20 protein-coding genes are annotated in these 16482 nt (G+C 54.4%); 8 read left to right on the plus strand and 12 right to left on the minus strand.

The window, feature by feature from the left end; all coding sequences use genetic code 11:
• Positions 1 to 110: 110 nt before the first annotated feature.
• Both F3J28_RS20025 and F3J28_RS20030 read left to right on the plus strand, forming a co-directional pair.
• On the plus strand, positions 111 to 548 hold the full coding sequence (locus F3J28_RS20025; protein ID WP_166869096.1) for a type II toxin-antitoxin system RatA family toxin: 438 nt from the start codon (positions 111 to 113) through the stop codon (positions 546 to 548).
• Positions 538 to 828, plus strand: a complete 291-nt coding sequence (locus F3J28_RS20030) for an RnfH family protein (RefSeq protein ID WP_166879130.1) — start codon at positions 538 to 540, stop codon at positions 826 to 828. Before F3J28_RS20025 ends, F3J28_RS20030 begins: the two co-directional genes overlap by 11 nt.
• A 62-nt stretch (positions 829 to 890) precedes the next feature.
• On the opposite strand, the gene bamE is transcribed toward F3J28_RS20030, so the two are convergent.
• The 3 genes from bamE to nadK form a co-directional block, all read right to left on the minus strand.
• A complete protein-coding gene (bamE, locus tag F3J28_RS20035) occupies positions 891 to 1235 on the minus strand; it encodes an outer membrane protein assembly factor BamE (protein WP_008458182.1) in 345 nt (114 codons plus the stop codon).
• Positions 1236 to 1454: 219 nt separating this feature from the next.
• Positions 1455 to 3116, minus strand: coding sequence for a DNA repair protein RecN (gene recN, locus F3J28_RS20040; protein ID WP_166879133.1), 1662 nt, complete (start codon positions 3114 to 3116; stop codon positions 1455 to 1457).
• A 209-nt stretch (positions 3117 to 3325) separates the two neighbouring features.
• The gene (gene nadK / locus F3J28_RS20045; protein WP_008458177.1) at positions 3326 to 4204 is read right to left on the minus strand and encodes an NAD(+) kinase; all 879 of its coding nucleotides are present in this window, start codon (positions 4202 to 4204) and stop codon (positions 3326 to 3328) included.
• 123 nt (positions 4205 to 4327) lie between these two features.
• Here nadK and grpE point away from each other — a divergent pair, with 123 nt between their 5' ends.
• Positions 4328 to 4906 (plus strand): nucleotide exchange factor GrpE, encoded by a 579-nt coding sequence (gene grpE / locus F3J28_RS20050; protein ID WP_008458175.1) that lies wholly within the window; start codon positions 4328 to 4330, stop codon positions 4904 to 4906.
• A gap of 48 nt (positions 4907 to 4954) precedes the next feature.
• Here the strand turns inward: grpE and F3J28_RS20055 are convergent, their stop codons facing one another.
• Positions 4955 to 6241 carry an HlyC/CorC family transporter gene (locus F3J28_RS20055; RefSeq protein ID WP_039286882.1) on the minus strand — a complete coding sequence of 429 codons (1287 nt, stop codon included), beginning with the start codon at positions 6239 to 6241 and terminating at the stop codon, positions 4955 to 4957.
• Positions 6242 to 6261: 20 nt separating this feature from the next.
• Positions 6262 to 7050: a cytochrome C assembly family protein gene (locus tag F3J28_RS20060; RefSeq protein WP_205247262.1), complete on the minus strand. Its 789-nt coding sequence runs from the start codon at positions 7048 to 7050 to the stop codon at positions 6262 to 6264.
• A 167-nt stretch (positions 7051 to 7217) separates the two neighbouring features.
• On the opposite strand from F3J28_RS20060, the gene ffh reads away from it, so the two are divergent.
• From ffh to rplS, 5 genes are all read left to right on the plus strand, one after another.
• Entirely contained in the window at positions 7218 to 8579 is a 1362-nt protein-coding gene (ffh, locus tag F3J28_RS20065) for a signal recognition particle protein (RefSeq protein WP_039297411.1), read from the plus strand.
• Positions 8580 to 8692: 113 nt separating this feature from the next.
• Positions 8693 to 8941 carry a 30S ribosomal protein S16 gene (rpsP, locus tag F3J28_RS20070; RefSeq protein ID WP_038479704.1) on the plus strand — a complete coding sequence of 83 codons (249 nt, stop codon included), beginning with the start codon at positions 8693 to 8695 and terminating at the stop codon, positions 8939 to 8941.
• 18 nt (positions 8942 to 8959) lie between these two features.
• Positions 8960 to 9508, plus strand: coding sequence for a ribosome maturation factor RimM (gene rimM, locus F3J28_RS20075; protein ID WP_008458170.1), 549 nt, complete (start codon positions 8960 to 8962; stop codon positions 9506 to 9508).
• A gap of 46 nt (positions 9509 to 9554) precedes the next feature.
• Positions 9555 to 10322: a tRNA (guanosine(37)-N1)-methyltransferase TrmD gene (gene trmD, locus F3J28_RS20080; RefSeq protein WP_008458169.1), complete on the plus strand. Its 768-nt coding sequence runs from the start codon at positions 9555 to 9557 to the stop codon at positions 10320 to 10322.
• 164 nt (positions 10323 to 10486) lie between these two features.
• A complete protein-coding gene (gene rplS / locus F3J28_RS20085; RefSeq protein WP_008458168.1) occupies positions 10487 to 10834 on the plus strand; it encodes a 50S ribosomal protein L19 in 348 nt (115 codons plus the stop codon).
• A 165-nt stretch (positions 10835 to 10999) separates the two neighbouring features.
• Here rplS and F3J28_RS20090 read toward each other — a convergent pair whose 3' ends face one another.
• From F3J28_RS20090 to F3J28_RS20120, 7 genes are all read right to left on the minus strand, one after another.
• Entirely contained in the window at positions 11000 to 11218 is a 219-nt protein-coding gene (locus F3J28_RS20090; protein WP_166879134.1) for a DNA-binding transcriptional regulator, read from the minus strand.
• A 78-nt stretch (positions 11219 to 11296) separates the two neighbouring features.
• Positions 11297 to 12472 (minus strand): phage late control D family protein, encoded by a 1176-nt coding sequence (locus tag F3J28_RS20095; protein WP_166879137.1) that lies wholly within the window; start codon positions 12470 to 12472, stop codon positions 11297 to 11299.
• Entirely contained in the window at positions 12472 to 12966 is a 495-nt protein-coding gene (locus F3J28_RS20100) for a phage tail protein (protein ID WP_166879140.1), read from the minus strand. The genes F3J28_RS20095 and F3J28_RS20100 overlap by 1 nt, the downstream gene beginning before the upstream one ends.
• A 15-nt stretch (positions 12967 to 12981) precedes the next feature.
• Positions 12982 to 15456: a phage tail tape measure protein gene (locus F3J28_RS20105; RefSeq protein ID WP_166879142.1), complete on the minus strand. Its 2475-nt coding sequence runs from the start codon at positions 15454 to 15456 to the stop codon at positions 12982 to 12984.
• Positions 15449 to 15568 (minus strand): GpE family phage tail protein, encoded by a 120-nt coding sequence (locus F3J28_RS20110; RefSeq protein ID WP_166879258.1) that lies wholly within the window; start codon positions 15566 to 15568, stop codon positions 15449 to 15451. The genes F3J28_RS20105 and F3J28_RS20110 overlap by 8 nt, the downstream gene beginning before the upstream one ends.
• Positions 15569 to 15600: 32 nt before the next feature.
• Positions 15601 to 15900 carry a phage tail assembly protein gene (locus F3J28_RS20115; protein WP_166879144.1) on the minus strand — a complete coding sequence of 100 codons (300 nt, stop codon included), beginning with the start codon at positions 15898 to 15900 and terminating at the stop codon, positions 15601 to 15603.
• A 63-nt stretch (positions 15901 to 15963) separates the two neighbouring features.
• Positions 15964 to 16482 carry a phage major tail tube protein gene (locus F3J28_RS20120; protein ID WP_166879146.1) on the minus strand — a complete coding sequence of 173 codons (519 nt, stop codon included), beginning with the start codon at positions 16480 to 16482 and terminating at the stop codon, positions 15964 to 15966.

Here is a 16482-nt window from a genome sequence, read left to right on the forward strand (position 1 = left end):
GCGATCTGCGCGAGGAGGAAGCGCTTATCTTAGCATGAGCGGCAGAGAGTTTTTGTTTGCGCGGTGATAAATGTTATTATTTGTCCGATTTATGACTCCCAGGAATTGTTATGCCGCAGATTAGCCGTACTGCTTTGGTGCCCTACAGCGCCGAGCAGATGTACCAGTTAGTGAACGACGTGAATTCGTACCCCGAATTTTTACCTGGCTGCACCGGTAGCCGGGTGATTGACGCATCGGCTAATCAGATGACGGCGGCGGTGGACGTTTCAAAAGCCGGGATCAGCAAAACCTTTACTACCCGGAATACCCTGACAGACAATCAGAGCATCCTGATGCATCTGGTGGATGGCCCCTTCAAAAAGCTGATGGGGGGCTGGAAGTTCACGCCGCTCAGCGAAGATGCCTGCCGGATTGAGTTCCAGCTTGATTTTGAATTTACCAATAAGCTGATTGAGCTGGCCTTTGGCCGTATCTTTAAAGAGCTTGCCGGTAGCATGGTTCAGGCATTCACTACCCGCGCCAAAGAGGTTTACCGTGTCGCGTGAGATTCAGGTTGAGGTCGTTTATGCGCTGCCGCAAAAACAGTACCTGCGGCAGGTGAGGCTTGAAGAGGGTAGTACTGTAGAACAGGCTATTATCGCCTCTGGTTTGCTCGAACTTCGCGATGATATCGACCTGGCGAAAAACAAAGTCGGGGTTTATAGTCGTCCGGTAAAGCTGGGGGATAAAGTGAATGACGGCGATCGGGTTGAGATTTATCGGCCGCTGATTGCTGACCCAAAAGAGCTGCGTCGCCAGCGTGCGGAACGTTCTGCCCAGAAATAATCCTGCGTGAAAGCGACAAAAAAAGGTGCCTCAGGCACCTTTTTTTATGCATCGAGCAAGCCTTATTCCCCTTTGGTCAGGGCCGGTTTGTTGTCGATGTTGGTCAGCACGCCGCTGCTGTTAAAGGTCAGGGTCAGCGTCTGCTGAGTCACGTTCTCGTGGCCCGGCTGCTGGCGGAAGACATAGAACCAGGTGTTGGTGCCGAACGGATCGGACATCATTGGCGTCCCGAGGGTGTAGGCCACCTGTTGTTGGGTCATGCCCACGCGGAGTTTGGACACATCATTCGGTGCCAGATAGTTACCCTGGTTGATGTCTGGGCGGTAAACCACTCGCTCCAGAGTGGAACAGCCTGCGGTCAACATCAGAAGAACCGCTGCGGCAGCAGTCAGCATTTTACAACGCATAGTGATTTGATTCCTTTTCGGGCCGGAGTAGTGCGTGGCTCATTCGTATTATGCCGATGATAATAGACCTTTAAGCAGTTTAAAACCTCAAGGCGCTCAACTCTGACAGTGGGAGCATAAAAAAGTTGGTTGAAAAGGTGGCAGAAAGACGGATTAGCGAGTGGGGCGGGTGTTTTTTGCACAATGCACGGCGCTGGATACACCGTGCATTGTAAAGCCTCAGGCGGCCAGCAGCTCTTTGGCATTGGCCAGCGTGTTGCGTGTCACTTCACTGCCGCCGAGAAGACGAGCAAGCTCCTGCAGGCGAGAACGTTTGTCCAGCGGCTGCATATGGGTTTCGGTCATTTCCCCGTCGGTTTCTTTGCTGACGAAGAAGTGGTGGTGACCGCAGCCGGCAACCTGCGGCAGGTGAGTGACGCACATCACCTGAGTAGACTCGCCTAGCTGACGCAACAGTTTACCCACCACCGCAGCTGTCGGGCCGCTGATCCCCACGTCGACTTCATCGAAGATCAGCGCCGGTGTTTCCATTTTACGGGCGGTGATCACCTGAATCGCCAGCGCGATGCGAGAAAGCTCGCCGCCCGAGGCCACTTTTGCCAGCGGCTGCAGCGGCTGCCCTGGGTTGGTGCTGACGCGGAAATCAATGCGGTCAGCGCCTTCGGTGGTGAGGTGGTTTTCGTTAAATTCGACGTCAATGGCGAGCTTCCCGTGTGGCATGGAGAGCGAATGCATGCTTTCCGTTATCAACTGGCACAGTTCATTGGCATGTTTGGCCCGGCTTTGGTGCAGCGCCTGCGCCACGGCAAGCGCCTGCTGATGATGCTGGGCAACGGCCTGCAGCAACTCCTCCAACGACCCGGTTTGCTCATCCAGTAACTGCTGTTCATCCAGCAACTTCTGGTGGAAAGCGGGTAGCTCTTCAGGCGTGATGTGGTGCTTACGTGCCAGAGAGATCTGACGAGAAATACGCTGTTCCAGTTCATAAAGACGGTTTGGATCCAAATCCAGACGATCGCAGTAATGGCGTAGTTCGTCGCTGGCTTCGGAAATCTGAATGGCTGCTTCTTCCAGCATATCCAGTACGCCAGAGAGCTTGTTATCCATGCCCACCAGTTCACCCATGAGGTGGCGCACGGTATACAGCTGACTTTGTAGATTGCTTTCTTCCCCGTCGGCCAGCACGTCCAGCGCCTGCTGGCTGGTGGAGAGCAGCTGGCCGCTGTTGGCGAGGCGCTTGTACTCTTCATCAATCAGTTCGAATTCACCGGCAACGGGAGAAAACTCATTCAGCTCTTTGAGCTGGTAGTGAAGCAGTTCGGCTTTGGCTGAACGCTCCTGAGCCAGTTGCTGATGCTGCGCCAGAGTACGGCAGCTTTGGTGCCATTCGCGGTAGCGTTCTGCCATTTGTTGAATCAGCGCCTGCTCGCCGGCATAGCCGTCCAGAAGCGTTTTTTGATGCTCGGGCTTGAGCAACAGCTGGTGGGCGTGCTGGCCATGAATCTGGATAAGCAGCTGACCGAGATCTCGCAGTTGGGAAAGGGGCACGGCGGTACCGTTGATAAAGCCCCGGGAGCGGCCATCGCTGCTGATCACGCGGCGAAGCAGGCATTCGCTGCCGTCTTCCAGCTGGTTTTCTTCCAGCCAGCGTAGCGCAGCCGGGGTGTCTTTCAGGGAAAAGCGGGCGCAGAGATCCGCGCGATTTGCACCAGAACGCACCATGTCCGCTTCCGCGCGACCGCCCAGGCACAGGCCCAGAGCATCTATGGCAATAGATTTACCGGCACCGGTTTCCCCGGTAATGGCCGTCATCCCGTGATGAAAGTCTATTTCAAGTTCACGAACGATAGCGAAATTGCTGATGGTGAGTTGAGCGAGCATGACCACTCTCCTGTATGAGCTCGTCATACTTCAAGCTGCAGGGGTGTTGGCTGCTTTCACTTACCCCAGTCACTTACTCAAGTAAGCTCCTGGGGATTCACTCTCTTGCCGCCTACCTGCAACTCGAATTATTTAGAGCTAGATTGAGTTACTGTGTTTTCATACAGTATAAACTGGTTTTATATACAGTAAAGTGGCCAGGTGGTTTTTTAGAACAATTTTTTTGACCAGCCGAGTTTCGAACTTAATGTATTGAAATAGCTGTAGTCTTTCGGGTGAATCAGATTGAGGTGGTAGTCGCAGCGACGAATGAGTACATCTTCACCTTCCTGAATAGGCAAAGCAATCTGGCTGTCGCAGCTGATTTCAAGGTCACTTCGCATATGGGAAAAACGCAGGCGAATGGTGCTGCTGCTGTTGATCACCAGCGGACGTGCAGACAGCGTATGCGGGAACATCGGCACCAGCGTAATAGCATCCAGCGAAGGCGTAAGAATCGGGCCACCAGCGGAAAGCGAGTAGGCAGTCGAGCCGGTCGGCGTGGAGATAATCAGCCCGTCAGAGCGCTGTGAAAACGCAAAGATTTCGTCGATATAGACTTCGAACTCAATCATATGCGCGACTTTACCGGGGTGAAGCACCACTTCGTTTATCGCGGTACTGAGGCGCGTAGGAGTATCATGCTGGCAGACCTGGGCTTCGAGCAGGAAGCGGCGTTCGGTGATGTAATGCCCTTCGAGGACGTCCGCCAACTGCTGCTGGGCATTGTCCGGGTCAAGGTCGGTCAGGAAACCCAGGTTGCCACGGTTGATGCCAATGACTTTTATGTCATAGCGAGCGAGCACCCGAGCGGCGCCCAGCATATTGCCATCCCCGCCGACGACCACGGCCAAATCAGCCTGCTGGCCTATCTCCGCCAGCGTGCCGGTTTTCACCTGCTTGAGGTTTAGCTCCTGGGCGATTTGCTGTTCCACCATCACTTCATAGCCTTTGGCGCACAGCCAGCGATAGAGCATTTCATGCGTGGTCAGAGCGGTGGGGTGACGCGGATGCCCGACAATACCGATGCAGTTGAAATGTTTGTTCATTATCCTGGTGGTCCTTATTCGCAGACGTTCCTGTGACAATATGACAGGTTCCCTTGAAACCCTGAAACTGATCCCCATAATAAGCGAAGCAGCGAGATGAATGCTAAAAACGCGGAGAATTTCATGAGTAGTAAAGAACAGAAAACACCTAACGAGCAAGCCCCGGAAGATATCGTCATGGATCAGCACGAAGAAGTCGAGGCCGTAGAAGGTGCCGATGTCGTGGATCCGCGCGACGAAGAGATTGCAAATCTGCAGGCTCAACTGGCAGAAATGAAGCAGCGCGAGCGTGAAATTGAGCCGCGCCACCAGGCTGATTTAGCTAACCTGCGTCGCCGTACCGAACAGGATATCGAGAAAGCGCACAAGTTCGCCCTGGAAAAGTTCGTGAACGAACTGCTGCCGGTTATCGACAGCCTGGATCGCGCGCTGGAAGTAGCCGATAAGTCCAACCCGGATTTAGCCCCAATGATCGAAGGCATTGAGCTGACCCAGAAGTCGATGCTGGATGTGGTTCGCAAGTTCGGCGTGGAAGTGGTGGGCGAAACTAACGTGCCGTTTAACCCGGACGTGCACCAGGCGATTGCGATGGTTGAATCTGCCGACGTTGCGCCAAATAACGTGCTGATGGTGATGCAGAAAGGTTACACCCTGAACGGCCGTACTATTCGTGCCGCGATGGTTTCCGTAGCCAAAGCCTGATTCGTTACAAGCACGAAAAAGCCAGCCCTGAGGCTGGCTTTTTTACGTCTATTGCTCCACGCTTTGCCGCAAAGGCTTCACCGGCGTGACGCGCACCTGCTTAATCATGTTGTCCTGCACGTCGAGAATATCGATGTCGTACTGACTGAGCCGGATGCGGGTTCCAGCCGCCGGGATCTCCTGAATCTCTTCCAGAATCATCCCGTTTACCGTGCGGGCGTCATCTTCCGGCAGCGTCCAGTTAAAGGCTTTGTTGAGTTCACGCACGTTGGCGCTGCCTTCGATAATGACTGAGCCGTCGTTTTGCGGCGTGACTTCTTCCGCAAGCGTTGGGGACATGGACGTGGTGAAGTCCCCAACTATTTCTTCCAGAATATCCTCGACGGTCACCAGCCCCTGAATATCGCCGTATTCATCTACCACCAGGCCAACTTTCTTTTTATTGCGCTGGAATTTCACCAGCTGCACGCTGAGCGGGGTGCCTTCCGGCACAAAGTAAATCTCATCGGCCGAGCGCAGCATCACCTCTTTGGTAAACTCTTTTTTCTCGGTCATCAGGCGGTAGGCTTCGCGGACGCGCAGCATGCCGATGGCATCATCCAGACTGTCGCGGTACAGCACTATGCGGCCGTGCGGGGAGTGCGTTAACTGGCGGACGATGGACTTCCAGTCGTCATTAATATTGATGCCGACGATTTCGTTCCGCGGCACCATGATGTCGTCGACGCTGACCTTTTCCAGATCCAAGACCGACAGCAGCATATCCTGGTTGCGCCGCGAAATTTGCGAGCGGGATTCATGCACGATGGTTCGCAGCTCGTCTTTGCTGAGGGCGGTGCTAATAATGTTGTCAACCTTGATGCCAACCATGCGCATCAGCAGACGGGTAATAGTATTCAGCAGCCAGACCAGCGGCATCATCAGGAACTGCAGAGGGCCGAGCAGCCAACTGCTTGGATAGGCGACTTTTTCGGGATACAGCGCGGCGATGGTTTTAGGCAGGACTTCGGCAAACACCAGTACAACAAAGGTTAAAACACCGGTTGCTATTGCCACGCCTGCGTTACCGTAAAGGCGGATGCCGACGATAGTCGCTAATGCAGAAGCCAGAATGTTGACCAGGTTGTTCCCGATTAACACCAGGCTAATCAGGCGGTCTGGTTTACGCAGGAGTTTTTCAACGCGCTTCGCTGCCCGGTTGCCCTGTTTGGCGCGGTGGCGCAGGCGGTAGCGGTTTAGCGTCATCATGCCGGTTTCTGACCCGGAGAAGTACGCGGACACCACCACCATGATGATCAGGGTGACGATCAGCGTGGTGGTTGAGATGTGTTCCAAAAGTGATTTCCTTTAAGAGATTAGCTAACGAACTGCTGCAGGACACGGCTGCCAAAATAAGCGAGGGTTAAAATGCCCGCCCCGGCAACGTTGAACCAGACTACGCGGCGGCCGCGCCATCCTTCATGATAGTGCCCCCACAGCAGAACGACGTAGACAAACCAGGCGAGAATCGACAGCACGGCTTTATCGACGTTTTCCATGCTGAACAGGTTCTTCATGTAAAACAGGCCGGTGCACAGCGTCAACGTCAGCAGGACAACGCCCACCTGGGTGATATGAAACATTTTACGCTCGATCACCATCAGCGGCGGCATTTCCGCGCTGAAGGCCAGCTTTTTGTTCTTTAACTGGTAGTCAATCCACGCCAGCTGCAAAGCGTATAGCGCGGCAATAATCAGTGTCGCATAGGCAAAGAGCGACAGGCCGATATGCACCATCATTCCCGGTGTGGCTTCGAGATGAGTGATAAATTCGTTGGGCATAAAGGTCGCCAGCGCCAGATTTATCAGCGCAAAGGCGTAAACAATAGGTAACAGCAGCCAGCCCCGATTACGAGAGGCGACAATGGTCATTACCGTACAAATCATCAGGCTGACGAGGGATCCTACGTTCAGCAGGCTCAGGTTTTGCCTGCCATCGACGGTAAAGAAGCGCGCTTCCAGCGCCAGCGCATGGCTGACCAGGGCAATAGCGGCGGACAAAATGGCAAAGCGTCGCCATCCGCTGTTCTTCCGCAGAAGACCGGGAATGATCAGCGCCAGGCTGACGGAGTAGGCTACAAGCGCAAGAATGGCGAAAACGGGCATATTAATGTGTCGGTCAAATTGGCCAGAGAACAAAAAAGCCAGTATAACGTTACCTGTCGCCTGCTCCAACCGTTGGATCACACCCGAGGCGGCTTCATGATATAATCCGCCAAATTCAGTTTTGTGTCGCGAGCAGCGGCCCCAGTTACCACGTTAGGCAAAATACCATGTTTGATAATTTAACAGACCGTCTGTCGCGTACCCTGCGCAATATTAGCGGCCGTGGGCGGCTAACCGAAGAAAACGTTAAAGAGACGCTGCGCGAAGTGCGCATGGCGCTGCTGGAGGCGGACGTTGCGCTGCCGGTAGTGCGTGATTTTATCAGCCGCGTTAAAGAAAAAGCGGTGGGGCATGAAGTCAATAAAAGCCTGACCCCGGGCCAGGAGTTCGTCAAAATCGTTCGCGCTGAACTGGTTTCCGCGATGGGCGAAGAGAACAGCAGCCTGAACCTGGCGGCTCAGCCACCGGCAGTCGTGCTGATGGCTGGCCTGCAGGGCGCCGGTAAAACCACCAGCGTCGGTAAGTTGGGTAAATTCCTGCGCGAGAAGCAGAAGAAAAAAGTGTTGGTGGTTTCAGCGGACGTTTATCGCCCTGCGGCGATTAAACAGCTGGAAACCCTGGCTCAGCAGGTTGAGGTGGACTTCTTCCCGTCTGATGCGCAGCAAAAGCCTGTCGATATCGTTAACGCCGCGCTGAAAGAAGCGAAGCTGAAGTTCTACGACGTGCTGCTGGTGGATACCGCCGGTCGTCTGCACGTTGACGAAGCGATGATGGAGGAAATCAAACAAGTTCATGCCGCGATTAAGCCGGTGGAAACGCTGTTTGTGGTCGATGCCATGACCGGTCAGGATGCGGCGAATACCGCGAAGGCCTTCAACGAAGCGCTGCCGCTGACCGGCGTTGTGCTGACTAAAGTGGACGGTGACGCCCGCGGCGGTGCGGCCCTGTCTATTCGCCATATCACCGGCAAACCAATCAAGTTCCTCGGCGTGGGGGAGAAAACCGAAGCGCTGGAGCCGTTCCACCCGGACCGTATTGCCTCCCGTATCCTCGGCATGGGCGACGTGCTGTCGCTGATTGAAGATATCGAAAGCAAGGTTGACCGCGCGCAGGCTGAGAAGCTCGCCAGCAAGCTGAAAAAAGGTGATGGCTTTGACCTGACCGACTTCCTTGAACAACTCAAGCAGATGAAGAACATGGGCGGCATGGCGAGCATGATGAGCAAGCTGCCGGGCATGGGCCAGTTGCCGGATAACGTCAAATCCCAGATGGACGACAAAGTGCTGGTGCGTATGGAGGCGATTATCAGCTCGATGACGCTGAAAGAACGCGCGCAGCCGGACATCATCAAAGGCTCCCGCAAGCGCCGTATCGCGCAGGGTTCCGGCATGCAGGTGCAGGACGTTAACCGCTTACTGAAGCAGTTTGACGACATGCAGCGCATGATGAAGAAAATGAAGAAAGGCGGCATGGCCAAAATGATGCGCGGTATGAAAGGGATGATGCCACCAGGTTTCCCTGGCCGCTAAGCTCTTTTCGATTGCTTTTTACGCCGAAATGAGTAAAATTTTCGGGCTTTTAATATGACACCGGGCTCCATCCCTCGATGGGGCCCGGCGTTTTATTCACTAAAGAGGATGTTATGGTAACTATTCGTTTAGCACGTCACGGCGCTAAAAAGCGTCCGTTCTACCAGGTTGTCGTTACTGATAGCCGTAATGCACGTAACGGTCGCTTCATTGAGCGCGTTGGTTTCTTCAACCCTATCGCTAACGAGAAAGAAGAAGGCGTTCGCCTGGATCTGGATCGCGTAGCACATTGGGTTGGCCAGGGCGCAACCGTTTCTGATCGCGTTGCTGCGCTGATCAAAGAAGCTAAGAAAGCAGCTTAATCTGTCACGGTGGTCATGATGAGCAAGCAACTCGCCGCACAGGTTCCTGTTAACCCAATTGTGTTGGGCAAGATGGGCTCCTCCTACGGTATTCGTGGTTGGCTCAGAGTGTTTTCCTCCACCGAAGACGCCGAAAGCATTTTTGACTACCAGCCCTGGTTTATCCAGCGCGGCGGTCAGTGGCAGCAAGTACAGCTGGAAAGCTGGAAGCACCACAATCAGGATCTGATCATCAAGCTGCAAGGCGTTGACGATCGGGATGCCGCGAATCTTCTGACCAATTGCGAAATTGTCGTGGATTCAACGCAGCTGCCGGCTCTTGAAGCGGGTGACTACTACTGGAAAGACCTTATGGGCTGCCAGGTAGTGACCACTCAGGGCTACCAGCTCGGTAAAGTCATCGACATGATGGAAACCGGCTCGAATGACGTTCTCGTCATCAAGGCAAACCTGAAGGATGCATTTGGTATCAAGGAGCGGCTGGTTCCGTTCCTCGATGGGCAGGTTATCAAGAAAGTCGATCTCGCTACTCAAACCATTGAAGTAGACTGGGATCCTGGTTTTTAAAACTCCGAAATCATACGGTAGTCGCTAGCATAGTGGGGATTGGCTTGTGTTTATTGGTGTAGTTAGCCTGTTTCCTGAGATGTTCCGCGCAATTACCGATTACGGGGTAACTGGCCGGGCAGTAAAAAATGGCCTGCTGAGCATTCAAAGCTGGAGTCCGCGCGACTTCACCTATGACCGGCACCGTACCGTGGACGATCGTCCTTACGGTGGCGGACCGGGAATGTTGATGATGGTTAACCCTTTGCGGGAAGCTATCCACGCAGCGAAAGCAGCGGCAGGGGAAGGTGCTAAGGTTATCTATCTTTCACCTCAGGGGCGCAAGCTTGATCAAGCGGGCGTCAGTGAACTGGCAGCAAATGAGAAGTTAATTCTGGTTTGTGGCCGTTACGAAGGGATCGATGAGCGCGTGATCCAAACCGAAATTGACGAAGAATGGTCAATTGGCGATTACGTTCTCAGCGGCGGTGAGCTACCAGCGATGACGCTGATTGACTCAGTCTCCCGGTTTATTCCGGGCGTTCTGGGGCATGAAGCATCGGCAACCGAAGATTCGTTTGCTGAAGGGTTGCTGGATTGCCCTCACTACACCCGTCCTGAAGTGTTGGATGGCATGGAAGTACCGGCAGTGTTATTGTCTGGGAACCATGCGGAGATTCGCCGTTGGCGCCTGAAACAGTCGCTGGGCCGCACCTGGCTTAGAAGACCTGAACTTTTGGAAAACCTGGCTCTGACTGAAGAGCAAGCAAGGTTGCTGGCGGAGTTCAAAAAAGAGCATACGCAACAGCAACATAAACATGATGGGCAGGCGTAAGCCCCCTTAACCCCAAAATAGTTGGAGTTGCAGCAAGATGGCAAGCGAGTGAATCCCGATGAGCTTACTTCAGTAAGTGATTTGGGTGAAGAAGAGCAGCCAGCGCAGATGCAGCTTCAAATATGACGGGGAAATATCAGTTTACCCAGGATAAGAGATAAATTATGAGCAATATTATTAAGCAACTTGAACAAGAACAGATGAAACAGGATGTACCTTCCTTCCGTCCGGGCGACTCCGTGGAAGTGAAAGTATGGGTCGTTGAAGGTTCTAAAAAACGTCTGCAGGCATTTGAGGGCGTGGTTATCGCTATCCGTAACCGCGGTCTGCACTCTGCATTCACTGTTCGTAAAATTTCTAACGGCGAAGGTGTTGAGCGTGTATTCCAGACTCACTCCCCAGTAATCGACAGCATTACTGTTAAACGTCGTGGTGCCGTTCGTAAAGCTAAACTGTACTACCTGCGTGAGCGTACTGGTAAGTCTGCTCGTATCAAAGAGCGTCTTAACTAAGATTCGCTTAGGCGACATCCAAAAAGTTAAAGTGAAACAAGGGGTTGGCGATGTGTCAGCCCCTTTTTATTTTGCTGTGTCCACATAATGCCCACGCAGATTATCTTTATGTCCATGCCAGTCCATTCCATAGATATAAAAAAACCTGCTTTCGCAGGTCTTTCCTCACATCCATAGCATCTGTTGGCCAGTTCTGTTTGGGTGGGGCGGGACGGGGTTAACTTCGCCGGGTTTCACTATGTATCTGGCGAGCGATTCATGAGTAACGAACGTGCATCCACAGTTCAGGTTTTGGCATTGATGGTATCTTTCTTTTGTCTCACGGCTCAGATAACGACTCGATCTTGCATGAGCTGAGTCCTGGCATAACGGGCAGTGCATCATTTGTTTTATTCCCCCTCGCGCTGATATGGAGTGGATGATAAACCTACAACTTACATTTGCAAGTTATTGTTTGCTTTTTTAACTTTGGCTCTCAGCCTTGTAATCAACATCCTTTAACCTCACCTCAAGCTCTAAGCCCGTCGTATAGCCGTTATTGGTTAGCGAGTGGGTTACCTTAGTAATTGTCCAGTCCTGCTCATCTATGACGCGCTTAAACCCTGAGACACGCGCCGGGGTTTCCGGGTAGATATCGGCACGCCCCAGCGCCAGCGAGATAGAAAACTCCGCAACCCCTCTCTGGAGCTTGTCCCATTTAGCCTGGGCGGCGCGCATGGCTTGCGCCTTTGTCGCGTAGATTGTTGTCAGGGCGAAAACATTATCCTCGGTGCCGGTCATGTATTCCCCCTCACGGGCTTCCTGCTCTTTGACTTTCTTCGCCTTAGCCTTGCTTACCGGTGTAGCTTTCGGGTGCTCCAGCGCGCGCAAATGCCGCTCTTTGGGTTTGCGCTTCACCTTTACCTGCTGCTTTTGCTTCTCCGGCTTCGGGTCTTTGGTATGCAACCATTTAGCCGTAACTCCGGTGTATGCGCCCCGGTCAGCGATAGAGAAGCTGTGACGGTCACCGGAGCTGCGCTTGATGGTGATAGCCGGGATAGGTTTGCCGCTGGCCGTGACGCCGTTCCCGGCCTTGAGCATCAGGAGACGGCCAGCCTTGACCGAGACCTCCGCGCCGTTTCGCTCGGCCAGGCGGGTAAGGAATTTGGCGTCGGACTCCTGCGCCTGGTCAATATGCGGAATTTTAATTCCTTTCAGCACATCGGCGACCGCTGGCTCCAGCTTATTGCGCCCGGCGATGGTCGCCACAATTTCCCCCAGGGTTGTATCGTGATAAGAGGCTTCCCGGCGTGAATTAAGCGTCCCACGAAAATCTGCACTACGCGCCCGGATCGTGACTTCATCCGGCGCGCCCCGGTGCTCAATCTCATCAACCGTAAATTGCCCTTTACCAATAAGCGCCTCACCTTTCCAGCCGAGGAACAGGGTCAGCACCGCACCGCGTAACGGGAGCTCAATCAGGCCGTCACCGTCGTCGAGCTCAATGTCGAGCTGGTCGGCTTCAAATCCGCGGTTGTCGGTCATGCTCAGATTAATAAGCCGGTCGCTGATATTCTGCGTAATGTCTTTATTTTCCAGCCGGAGCAAAAAGGCCGGCGTCGCGGTTGCCCCAACGTCAGATAAAATTGTGTTGAGCATCAGAATAACCCTCCGGCAGCACCACTCACTTTTGAAACTACATCCCCGGCCATATCGCGCGCCTTTCCGACCAGGCTCTCGGCCTGCTTACCGATATCCCCGAACATATTCGCGAGTGACTCATCCACGCGGGTGAGCTCAAGCGTAAAATCGATTTTTCTGGCCGTGCCGTCGTTAAAAAATTCCGCATTGGTCTGACGCACGGAATTAACGACAAACATCCCGTAAATCGTGCCGGTTCCCTCAATCAGTGACCAGGCTTTCCCCTCGTCGGCCATGAGCTTTAAGGTCAGCAAAGAAAACCGCCCGCCGGTCAGCTCCGGGTAAAGCGTCCCGCTCAGCATGATTTTTTCCTCCTCCACTCCGAGGAACTGAAACGCCGGACGCTCGCCAACGCGACTGTTTGACGGCCAGCGCCAGCTAATATCATGCTGCATCGACTGATAGGGCAGCGTCTGACGCATAAAAACAAAAAGACCTAGTGCGAGCATCATCGTTAATTCCTCCTGTCAGTCATGCCGCATACTGGAGCGCTGTTTAGCGCGTTTTTCACGGTCTATTCTTTCCACCGCATCGCGTAATTGGCGGTCGAGGTCGCGCTCCGGCATCATCCCACCCGGCAGGTGGATGTTGTACTCGCTGCGGCTGTTGTCGGTATATGAACTACCACCGGGCGCGCTGATAGGCTGATATGCCTGATTGCCGCCAGCGCTTGCCGGAATGTATGCGCCACCGGTGGCAAGAGAATAACTTCCGCTGCCGCCCGGCGCATTTGCCCCACCGGTGGCAAGGTCACCCGCCGTTTTATTGATTGCACCGGATTCCTTGTTGATAACACCGAGCTTTTCCAGCACCCACGTAATACCCTCTCTCAACAGATTAAAGGCGTTAAGCGGTGCCAACAGCGCACTAGCCAGCGCCTCGCCAAACATCACCCCGGCATTTTTGCAGGAATCGAGTGTTTCCTGCGTGGATTTAACCGGCGCTATCAGGTTTTTGAACCAGTCCCACACGGCTTTTAACTTCTCGCCCAGCCAGTCAAACACCGGCTTTAATGGCGCGAACATTTCGCCGACCGGTGCAAAGGCCGCCTTAAGCCCCTCAACCACGCCAGCAAAAAAGGCGCTGATGGGCTCCCAATATTTGCGGATAAGCAGCGCCCCGGCGACGATGGCCGCCACCACGGCGACCACCGGCCAGGTGATCGCCCCGAGAGCCGTGACAATGGCGCTTCCTACCGCGCTGAAAATTGTCCCGAGCAGACCGGCAGCCGCGATGATCGCATTGATACCCGCGACAACCGGCCAGGCAACGAGGCCAATTGCCCCGATGGTGCCAATCAGCGCCAGTGCGCCACCGGCAATCAGCCCGAGGGTTTGCGCCAGTTTTTTATTATCTGTAATCCATTTATCCAGCCTCAATACATACCCTGTGGCTGTTTGGGTCAGGCTGCGCAAAGAGTCATTCTGTTGGTCGAAAATGTCAGTGCCTACCGCCTCATAAGCCGACTGAAACTCTTTGAAGTCGCCGCCGAGGTTGTCCTGCATGACTTTGACCAGCTCCTCGGTTTTGCCGTCCGAGGCTTTAAACGCGGCGGTTAACTGGTCGAGCTTACCGCTGGCCGCTGCGGTCATAAGTACGGCGGCGGCAGAGCTGGCCTCCTCGCCGAAAATGGTTTTCATATACTCGCCGCGCTGGCTGGTTCCGAGCTTATTTTTTTCGAAACTGGCCTGCATTTCTTTCAGGATGCTAAAGATTGGCCGCGTGTTTCCATTGCTGTCCGACGTTTTCACCCCAAGCTCTTTGATGGCGTCATACGCCTTACCGGTCGGTGCCTGCAGGCGACTCAGAATTGCACGGCTACCCGTCCCCGCCATTGAGCCAGTAATTTTCGCATCATGCAGAGCCCCCACCATTGCGGCGGTTTGCTCGATGCTGACCCCGGCATTTTTCGCCACCGGTGCCGCGTAGGTCAGCGCATCACTGAGGCCGTCAAAGTCGGCGGCGGTCTTGTTCATCGCCGTCGACAGAACGTCGCCAATGTGCGCCACCTGATCATTAGAGAGCTGAAAGGCAGAGCGCATCCCCATTAACAGTGAGGCGTTCTCTTCCATCGTGCGGCGGTTTGCCAGCGCCATGTTTAGCGTAACCGGCGTCGCCGCCTGAATGGCTGCGGCATCCCCGCCCCCCTTCGCGATAATAATCTGAGCTCCGGCGGCATCATCAGCTGACGCCGCAGTATTGTCGCCGAGCTGGCGCGCCTGTTTGCGTAGCGCCTGCATTTCCGGGGATTGTTTATCCACCCCGAGTACTGCCTGCAGCTCAGAGTTTTTCTGTGCAAAGTCATAGCCAGGCATCAGCAGTTTCACACCTGCCATCGTTCCCGCCGTGGCGATACCGACCCCGGCAGCGCCTACGGCGGCCGCACTTCCCGAGAGCTCTTTGCCAGCCTGATAGCGCTGCTTGACGGCGTTGAGTTTGGCCTGCTGCGCGCTGACCCGCGCCAGTGCTTCCCGCTGTCGGTTGAGCTGCGCCGTTGTTTCACTGAGGGAGTTTTTCAGGCGACGCTCATCACTTGCCAGGGTGCGGGTATTTATTCCGGCCTGCGCCAGCTCCTGCCGCTGACGTTGTACCGATTGCCGCAGGCTGTTGTGTTTGAGCTGCAGCTCGTTAGCGCTGCGGCGGGCGGCCTCCATCGCGCGCGACTGCGCGAGCGTGGGCTGCTCGGTATTTTTAAACTGAATAGCCAGCGCGGCGGCTTCCTGTTTTGCCTGTTTCAAAGCCTGACCGGTGACCGCGAGCTGAGCGCTGGCCTTACGGAATCCCTCAATTTTTGAGGCCTGGCCGTTAAGCTCGCGTAAGGATTTCTGTGATTCCCGGATATCACCCGACAGCGATTTACTCGCTGTCTGGATGGATTTAAACGGGCGGGTCGCCTGGTCAACAGCCTTGAGTAATACCTGTAACTTAACGTTATTACTCATCTGTGTTTCCGCTTCGCTGGAGCGCTTTATCGCGCCATGAGAGGAGCTCGGTCACGCTCATCGGGTAAAGCTCGGATGGCGGCCAGTGAAAAATAACCGCAATATCCGCGATGAGATCGTCGACCGAGAATTTTTCAGGGAAGTTTAAGCCGCCGAACTCGGTGCAAAAAAACCGACCACCTTTCCGGCCAGCGCCAGAATATCCGGCAGCTCAAGCGCCACAACTTCCTGCTCGGTCAGGCAAGGGTAAGTCATGCGCGGCAGCACTTTAATCAGTGCATTCACGTCAGAGTTAGCCACATCGGCCAGCGCCACGCCGCGCAGCGTGCCGGTGTTGGGTTTAATCAGCGTTACTGCGGCAATGACCTGATCGCCGCGTTTAATTGGCGTGTCCAGGGTGACGGTGTTTTCCGGGTTGCTTAAAACTTCTTTTGCCTTAGCCATGTTGTTTGCTCTCTTTTGTCAGAATTTGGGGAATAACCGGCGAGGCAGCCCGCCGGTCAGGGGTTAAATCAGACCGATGTTTTTACGGTGTTCGGCCAGCCGGTCGACGCCGTTCACCTTCTCGACAGCATTCAGCACGTCGATTTCAACGAGCTCTTTCCCGTTGATGGTGAGTTTGTAATAAGTGCAGACCACCGATAATTTGCTCTCGGTTTTCTCGCCCTGTTTGTTTTCTCCGGTGTCGACTTCCTTCATTTTGAAGCGGGTCACCACCTCGACCGGCACCGTTTCGCCGGTGTCGTCGCGCTGGTAAGAGCCCGCGTAGCGCAGCAGCTCGCCCGTACCGACGGCACCATAAAGCGACCAGAGCGCCTCATCCGGGAAGCCGCCGAGGCTCAGCTCAACCGAAAGGGCATCATCCTCCAGGCCAAAATCAATCGGGGCTGCGCCGTTCATCCCGCCGCCGCGATACATCTCCAGTTTGCGGGTCAGTTTCGGCAGCGTCAGCGAGCTGATAACGCCCAGATAACTAAAGCCATTGATGAATACATTCATCATTTTTAACGTGCGTGGCATTGCCAT

The organism is Enterobacter sp. Ap-1006 (assembly GCF_011752835.1).
Taxonomy (GTDB): Bacteria; Pseudomonadota; Gammaproteobacteria; order Enterobacterales; family Enterobacteriaceae; genus Cedecea.